This window comes from Pseudomonas psychrophila HA-4, assembly GCF_000282975.1.
GTDB lineage: Bacteria > Pseudomonadota > Gammaproteobacteria > Pseudomonadales > Pseudomonadaceae > Aquipseudomonas > Aquipseudomonas psychrophila_A.
This window is the reverse complement of the sequence record NZ_ALJC01000100.1, coordinates 119,490-126,045: the sequence shown is the minus strand read 5'-3', so window position 1 is coordinate 126,045 and position 6,556 is coordinate 119,490. Positions and strand designations below refer to the sequence as shown.

Here is a 6,556-nt window from a genome sequence, read left to right as displayed (position 1 = left end):
GGGGGGGGGCTAGCCTCGTGGTGCTCGTCAACGACTACAGGTTGGGGTTACACGCCAACGCCTAAAAACCCCACCAACGCCTCACGCTGGGCCAACGCATCCTTGCGTCCCAGCTCAATCAATTCGCTGCAATACCCCGCCTCGAACAACAAATAACTCAGCACCCCCGCACCGCTGGTTTTCGTCGCGCCCGGCCCACGCAAAAACAGGCGCAAGGCTGCGGGCAGTTCGTGGCGGTGGCGGGCGGCGATTTCGTCAATGGGCTGGCTGGGGGCGATGACCAGCACTTCAACCGGTGCCAGCCCCAGATTGTCAGCAGACCGCGGCAGCAAGCGACCGAAGTGATTGAGGCGCTCCAACAGTTCGAGGTCGCTTTCTAGGCTGTCAATGAACGTGCTGTTTAGCATGTGCCCGCCAATTTGCGCGAGCGTGGGTTGTTGCACGTTGAAGTGGCGCTGTTGGTCTGTGGTCGGCGCCGGGCCGCGTGGGTTGCCGCTTACCCCGACCACCAGCACACGATTGGCGCCTAGGTGCAGCGCCGGGCTGATGGGCGCCGATTGCCGAACGGCACCATCGCCAAAATATTCTTCACCAATTTTGATCGGTGCAAACAACAACGGGATAGCTGAGCTGGCCAGCAAGTGTTCAACGGTCAGGGCGGTGGGCAAGCCGATACGTCGATGGCGCAACCAGCCTTCAATAGTGCCGGCGCCTTGGTAAAAGGTCACCGCTTGCGCCGATGAGTAACCAAAGGCGGTCACGGCCACAGCACGCAGTTGCTGCGCAGCAATCGCGTGGTCAATACCGGAAAAGTCGATTTTATCGATGAGTAAGTCGCGTAATGGCGAGCTATTAAGCAGCGCAACCGGAACATGCGCGCCCAACCCAAGCAGGCTGTGACCCAAAAAGCGGCTGGCCTGGCGCATAACCCCCGGCCAGTCGCTGCGCAATACCCGATGGCTTTCGAAGCTCTGCCAAAACGCAGTCAAGTGTGCGACTGCGCCTGCAAAATCGGTGGCGCGGCTGGCGAGGCTAACGGCGTTAATCGCCCCGGCCGAGGTGCCGACGATTACTGGAAACGGATTAGGCGCCCCCGCTGGCAATAACTCGGCAATCGCCGCCAGCACACCCACTTGATACGCAGCACGAGCGCCACCACCCGACAGAATCAGCCCAGTGACCGGTTCTGTGGTTTTCATTGCACGCCCTTGGGTGAAGGCGTATCACCGGCGCTTGTCGTACAGCTTGGGCTCGCCCGGCGGGCGGGTCTTAAAGCGGCGATGCGCCCACAAGTACTGCTCGGGGCATTCACGTATCGCCCGTTCGACCCATTGATTGATTCGCAGGCAGTCCGCCTCATCGCTTTCTCCGGGGAAATCGTCCAGCGGCGGATGAATCACCAGTTTGTACCCACTGCCATCCGCCAGTCGTTGTTGAGTAAAGGGCACAACCTGCGCTTTGCCCAGCTTGGCGAATTTGCTGGTGGCCGTGACTGTGGCCGCTTGAATGCCGAACAACGGCACAAAAATGCTTTGCTTGGCGCCGTAGTCTTGATCGGGTGCGTACCAAATGGCGCGGCCAGAACGCAGCAACTTGAGCATGCCGCGTACGTCATCACGCTCCACCGCTAGCGAATCGAGGTTATGCCGCTCGCGACCACGCCGCTGAATAAAGTCGAACAACGGATTTTTGTGCTCGCGGTACATACCGTCAATGGTGTGCTGCTGGCCGAGTAGAGCAGCGCCGATTTCTAGGGTGGTGAAGTGGAACGCCATCAAGATCACGCCCTTGCCTTCGCGCTGTGCCTGCTTGAGGTGCTCAAGACCTTCAACGTGGGCCAGCTTGGCCAAGCGCGGTTTGGACCACCACCAGCTCATGGCCATTTCAAAAAAGGCGATTCCAGTTGAGGCGAAGTTCTGTTTGAGCAGCATTTCGCGCTCGGCTGGGGGTTTTTCAGGAAAACACAACTCAAGGTTACGCGCCGCAATCCGTCGCCGATCACCGGCCACACGGTACATCACCGAGCCCAGCAAACGGCCAATACCCAACTGCCACTGATAAGGCAACTGAACCACCAGCCACAGCACGCCTAGCCCTAACCAGAGCAGCCAAAAACGCGGATGAAAAAAAGCAGCACGAAATTGCGGGCGATCCATTAATGATTCCGGACAGACACTAGGGGCCGGGCATTCTACATCGTTAGACCCGGCTTGCGGCTCGCGGGCGTTCTCGTTATAAGTCTCTGCACTTTAAGTGACAAGCCGCGTTAAACCGACCATGAGCCAAACCGAATCGCAAGACCAAGCCCCCGTGTTTCAGCTAAAGGGCAGTATGCTGGCCATTACGGTGCTGGAACTGGCCAGAAACAACCTTGAAGCCCTTGATCGCCAACTGGCCGCCAAGGTAGCCCAAGCGCCTAATTTTTTCAGTAATACCCCGCTGGTGCTGGCGCTCGACAAGTTGCCTGCGGGTGCTGGCGCCATCGATTTGCCGGGGCTGATGCGTGTGTGCCGCCAACATGGCCTGCGCACCCTGGCCATTCGTGCCAACCGAATCGAAGACATCGCTGCGGCCATCGCCATCGACTTGCCGGTACTCCCACCGTCCGGTGCCCGCGAGCGACTGATTGAACCGGCAGTCGAAGTGGTGCCAGAGCCCAAAAAGCCGGAAAAACCGCCTGAGCCCTCCATCAAGCCGACCAAGATCATCACAAGCCCGGTACGCGGTGGCCAAACCGTGTATGCCGAGGGCTGCGACCTGGTGGTGATCGCATCGGTAAGCCCCGGTGCGGAACTTATGGCCGATGGCAACATCCATGTTTACGGGCCGATGCGTGGCCGCGCGCTTGCAGGACACAAAGGTAATACCAAGGCGCGGATTTTCTGCCAGCAACTGAGCGCCGAACTGGTGTCCATTGCCGGCAAGTACAAAGTGTCTGAAGACCTGCGACGCGATCCTTTATGGGGCGCCGGGGTTCAAATCAGTCTGTCAAGTGACATGTTGAACATCACCCGTCTTTAACGGATACTCTCGCCATTTTCCAACCATCTCAAAAACGTAGAGAAAACAGGCTAATTCTTGTAGGAAATCATTATTCAGCCAGCGTTTACGCTGTGTAAGCCTAAGCTGGAAGATGACCGCAAAAAACTGTGCATCTGCTGTCGTTTATTTAGAGATGTTATTTAGGGACTAAAAAGTCCTTTTTTCTTAGGGGTGAAGCACCTTGGCCAAGATTCTAGTGGTTACATCCGGCAAGGGTGGTGTGGGTAAGACCACCACCAGCGCCGCTATCGGTACCGGCCTCGCGCTGCGCGGCCACAAAACGGTCATTGTCGACTTCGACGTTGGCTTGCGTAACCTTGACTTGATCATGGGCTGCGAACGTCGCGTGGTGTATGACTTCGTCAACGTGGTCAATGGCGAAGCCAACCTGCAACAGGCCCTGATCAAAGACAAGCGCCTTGAAAACCTGTACGTACTGGCTGCCAGCCAGACCCGTGACAAGGATGCACTGACCAAAGAAGGCGTCGAAAAAGTTCTGATGGAACTTAAAGAGACCTTCGAATTTGTGGTCTGTGACTCCCCGGCCGGTATCGAGACCGGTGCTCACTTGGCCATGTACTTCGCGGATGAAGCGATTGTCGTGACCAACCCGGAAGTGTCTTCGGTACGTGACTCGGATCGCATGCTGGGCCTGCTGGCCAGCAAATCGCGCCGTGCAGAGCTGGGCGAAGACCCGATCAAGGAACACCTGCTGCTGACCCGCTACAACCCGGATCGCGTCAGCAAGGGTGAAATGCTGGGCGTTGAAGACGTCAAGGAAATCCTCGCAGTTGCACTGCTGGGTGTGATCCCGGAATCCCAGGCGGTACTTAAGGCTTCCAACCAAGGCGTGCCAGTGATCCTCGATGATCAAAGCGACGCCGGTCAGGCCTACAGCGATGCCGTTGATCGCTTGCTGGGAAAAACCGTGGAGCATCGGTTCCTCGATGTACAGAAGAAGGGATTCTTCGAGCGCCTGTTTGGAGGCAACTAAACAATGAACATTTTTGACTTCTTTCGTACCCGCAAAACGCCAACCACCGCGTCGGTCGCGAAAGAGCGTCTACAGATCATCGTGGCGCACGAGCGCGGCCAACGCAGCACCCCGGACTACCTGCCTGCTCTGCAAAAAGAGCTGGTTGAGGTGATCCGCAAATACGTCAACATCGGCGATGATCAAGTCCAGATCGCCCTTGAAAACGAGGGCAGTTGCTCGATTCTGGAACTCAACATCACCTTGCCAGATCGTTAACCGATCCGGCTGATACCACGGCGGCTTGGAGGTCTCTCTGCAAAGGGGGATTTCCAAGCCGCCGTTGGCGTTTGTTAAGAGGCTGTTTTAATGCCGTTGTCGAACATTCACATCATCCATCAGGACGCGGGCGTTCTGGTCGTCAACAAACCGACCTTGCTGCTGTCAGTACCGGGCCGTGCCGAAGACAACAAAGACTGCCTGATCACCCGCCTGCAAGAGAACGGCTACCCCGAAGCCCGCATCGTCCACCGCCTGGACTGGGAAACCTCGGGGATCATCCTGCTGGCCCGCGATGCGGATACGCACCGCGAACTGTCGCGTCAGTTTCATGATCGTGAAACCGAAAAAGCCTACACCGCACTCGCCTGGGGTCAGCCGGAACTGGACAGCGGCAGCATCGACTTGCCACTGCGCTACGACCCGCCGACCAAACCTCGGCACGTGGTCGACCACGAATTTGGTAAAAACGCGCTGACCTTCTGGAAAGTGCTGGAGCGTTGCGGCGATTACTGCCGGGTTGAGTTGACACCCATTACCGGGCGCTCGCACCAGTTGCGCGTGCACATGTTGTCCATTGGCCACCCGCTGCTGGGCGATGGCCTCTACGCTCACCCGCAGGCATTGGCGGCCTACCCGCGTTTATGCCTGCACGCCAGCATGCTCAGCTTCACCCACCCGCAGACTGGCGAACGCCTGCGCTTTGAGTGCCCCGCCTCGTTTTAACTCTAGGCACAAAAAAACTCGTAGTCGCTGACGAGGAACGAAGGCTGCGACTACGGGAATTGAGTTTTATTGGGATCAATTTTTGGGATCAATGCGCTAAACTCGCGGCCTTGCTGTCTGGAGTAACTTATGCGCGAAGAGCTGAACCAAGGCCTGATCGACTTTCTCAAGGCCTCCCCTACCCCGTTTCATGCCACTGCCAGCCTTGTTCAACGTCTGGAGGCCGCCGGTTTTCAGCGTCTTGATGAACGCGAAACCTGGCACACCGAGGCTAACGGTCGCTATTACGTCACCCGCAATGACTCCTCCATTGTTGCCTTCAAGCTGGGCCGTTATTCGCCTCTGCACGGCGGCATTCGCATGGTCGGCGCTCATACAGACAGCCCCTGCCTGCGGGTCAAGCCTCAGCCTGAATTGCAACGCCAGGGCTTTTGGCAGTTGGGCGTGGAAGTTTACGGCGGCGCTTTGCTGGCCCCTTGGTTTGACCGCGACCTGTCACTCGCCGGGCGTGTCACGTTCCGCCGCGATGGCAAGGTTGAAAGCCAACTGATCGACTTCAGGGCGCCCATCGCGACCATTCCCAACCTGGCCATCCACCTTAACCGTGGTGCCAATGAAGGCTGGGCAATTAACCAGCAGAACGAACTGCCGCCAATCCTGGCCCAGGTCGCGGGCGATGAGCGTGTGGATTTCCGCGCATTGCTCACCGACCAGTTGGCACGCGAGCACGGCCTTAATGCTGACGTGGTGCTCGACTATGAGTTGAGCTTCTACGACACCCAAAGTGCCGCAGTGATCGGCCTCAACGGCGACTTTATTGCCGGTGCGCGCCTCGACAACTTGCTGTCGTGCTACGCGGGCCTGCAAGCGCTGCTCAATACCGACACCGAAGAGACCTGCCTGCTGGTCGCCAATGACCACGAAGAAGTTGGCTCGTGCTCGGCGTGCGGTGCCGATGGCCCGATGCTGGAGCAGATCTTGCAACGCGTGTTGCCCGAAGGCGACGAGTTTGTGCGCACGATTCAAAAGTCGCTGCTGGTTTCGGCCGACAACGCGCATGGCGTACACCCTAACTACGCCGACAAGCACGACGCCAACCACGGCCCCAAACTCAATGCCGGGCCAGTGATCAAGGTCAACAGCAACCAGCGCTACGCCACCAACAGCGAAACTGCGGGGTTCTTCCGTCACCTGTGCATGGCGGTAGAAGTGCCGGTGCAAAGCTTTGTGGTGCGCAGCGACATGGGGTGTGGGTCGACCATCGGCCCAATCACCGCCAGCCATCTGGGTGTTCGCACGGTAGATATAGGCCTGCCGACATTTGCTATGCACTCGATCCGCGAACTGGCCGGCAGCCATGACTTGGCGCACTTGGTAAAGGTGCTGAGCGCGTTCTACGCCAGTCACGAACTGCCCTAAACATGCAGCAACGCCTGTAGGAGCCGCCGGTCGACGCTCAATTGCCTCGCGAACTTTAGATCTACAAAAAAGATCGCGAGGCACACTCACTGCTACAGAGGTGCAGAGCCTAGGCGT

Annotated in this window: 7 protein-coding genes; 5 read left to right on the top strand and 2 right to left on the bottom strand. The window is 58.0% G+C overall.

Annotated elements, in window-relative coordinates; all coding sequences use genetic code 11:
- Window positions 1-47: 47 nt before the first annotated feature.
- Both B347_RS0116340 and B347_RS0116335 read right to left on the bottom strand, forming a co-directional pair.
- Window positions 48-1,199 carry a patatin-like phospholipase family protein gene (locus tag B347_RS0116340; RefSeq protein ID WP_019410765.1) on the bottom strand — a complete coding sequence of 384 codons (1,152 nt, stop codon included), beginning with the start codon at window positions 1,197-1,199 and terminating at the stop codon, window positions 48-50.
- Window positions 1,200-1,223: 24 nt separating this feature from the next.
- Complete coding sequence (locus tag B347_RS0116335; RefSeq protein ID WP_019410764.1) at window positions 1,224-2,156, bottom strand: lipid A biosynthesis lauroyl acyltransferase; 933 nt, start codon at window positions 2,154-2,156, stop codon at window positions 1,224-1,226.
- A 121-nt stretch (window positions 2,157-2,277) separates the two neighbouring features.
- Here B347_RS0116335 and minC point away from each other — a divergent pair, with 121 nt between their 5' ends.
- The 5 genes from minC to B347_RS0116310 all read left to right on the top strand — a co-directional run bounded on the left by minC (window position 2,278) and on the right by B347_RS0116310 (window position 6,439).
- A complete protein-coding gene (minC, locus tag B347_RS0116330) occupies window positions 2,278-3,021 on the top strand; it encodes a septum site-determining protein MinC (RefSeq protein WP_019410763.1) in 744 nt (247 codons plus the stop codon).
- A 202-nt stretch (window positions 3,022-3,223) separates the two neighbouring features.
- A complete protein-coding gene (gene minD / locus B347_RS0116325; RefSeq protein WP_019410762.1) occupies window positions 3,224-4,036 on the top strand; it encodes a septum site-determining protein MinD in 813 nt (270 codons plus the stop codon).
- A gap of 3 nt (window positions 4,037-4,039) precedes the next feature.
- Window positions 4,040-4,294 (top strand): cell division topological specificity factor MinE, encoded by a 255-nt coding sequence (minE, locus tag B347_RS0116320; protein WP_019410761.1) that lies wholly within the window; start codon window positions 4,040-4,042, stop codon window positions 4,292-4,294.
- 90 nt (window positions 4,295-4,384) lie between these two features.
- A complete protein-coding gene (locus tag B347_RS0116315) occupies window positions 4,385-5,020 on the top strand; it encodes a pseudouridine synthase (protein WP_019410760.1) in 636 nt (211 codons plus the stop codon).
- Window positions 5,021-5,149: 129 nt separating this feature from the next.
- Window positions 5,150-6,439, top strand: coding sequence for a M18 family aminopeptidase (locus tag B347_RS0116310; protein ID WP_019410759.1), 1,290 nt, complete (start codon window positions 5,150-5,152; stop codon window positions 6,437-6,439).
- Window positions 6,440-6,556 lie beyond the last annotated feature (117 nt).

Bases quoted from the DNA above. Each gene is read 5' to 3' on its own strand.
- B347_RS0116335 (WP_019410764.1), bottom strand. From the start codon at position 2,156: ATGGATCGCCCGCAATTTCGTGCTGCTTTTTTTCATCCGCGTTTTTGG.
- minC (WP_019410763.1), top strand. From the start codon at position 2,278: ATGAGCCAAACCGAATCGCAAGACCAAGCCCCCGTGTTTCAGCTAAAG.
- B347_RS0116310 (WP_019410759.1), top strand. From the start codon at position 5,150: ATGCGCGAAGAGCTGAACCAAGGCCTGATCGACTTTCTCAAGGCCTCC.
- B347_RS0116340 (WP_019410765.1), bottom strand. From the start codon at position 1,199: ATGAAAACCACAGAACCGGTCACTGGGCTGATTCTGTCGGGTGGTGGC.
- minE (WP_019410761.1), top strand. From the start codon at position 4,040: ATGAACATTTTTGACTTCTTTCGTACCCGCAAAACGCCAACCACCGCG.
- B347_RS0116315 (WP_019410760.1), top strand. From the start codon at position 4,385: ATGCCGTTGTCGAACATTCACATCATCCATCAGGACGCGGGCGTTCTG.